A 615-nucleotide genomic window follows, 5' to 3' on the forward strand; every position below is an offset into this window, starting at 1 on the left:
GAACGGAAGAAAAACAGCGGTATATAGAGTAGATTAGCTGGATAGAACAACGCCCTTCTAAGTAGTCGGTCGTGAGTTCGAATATCTCCCGGGACATCCAAAAGGGTTGATATATTAAGGTTCTCTGGTTAGAAATAATCAAGAGTGTCCGACCTATATCAACCTTTTTTGTGTTGTTTGTAGGTTTTGCCGTCGGCAGGAATCCATTATCACAGAAGACGTTTTTGGCGATCCGTGACGAATTGTATTGGAAGTTGTTATTTTAATAGAATATTTAATGTAAAATAGAATATATCAAAACAGCCACGTTTTTTAGGGGGAAGCAATTTGAATAATTTTATTGTTATGCAAGGTCACACTTATCAGGAAGAAAAAGATCTAGGGATTATTTGGTCGCCACAACAGGATAAGGGAGGAAATGTACCGCACTCTTGGCAACGTATGAAAGAGGTACAAAAAGGCGATCGAATCTTTCATTATGTAAAAGGTTTAATTGTTGCAATTAGCGTTGCAAATGATAATTATAAAAATGCTCCTAAACCTTCTATTATGCAAAATCATAGCAAATGGAACAATGAAGGCTATTTAGTGAAATTAGAATACCATGAGCTAGAT

Annotated in this window: 1 pseudogene; it reads left to right on the forward strand. The window is 36.3% G+C overall.

The features are described 5' to 3' along the window. Positions 1–327: 327 nt before the first annotated feature. Positions 328–615, forward strand: a pseudogene (locus tag AC1DUW_RS31825) (HNH endonuclease); the annotation flags it as partial.

It is taken from the genome of Peribacillus sp. P4_C12 (genome assembly GCF_056402095.1).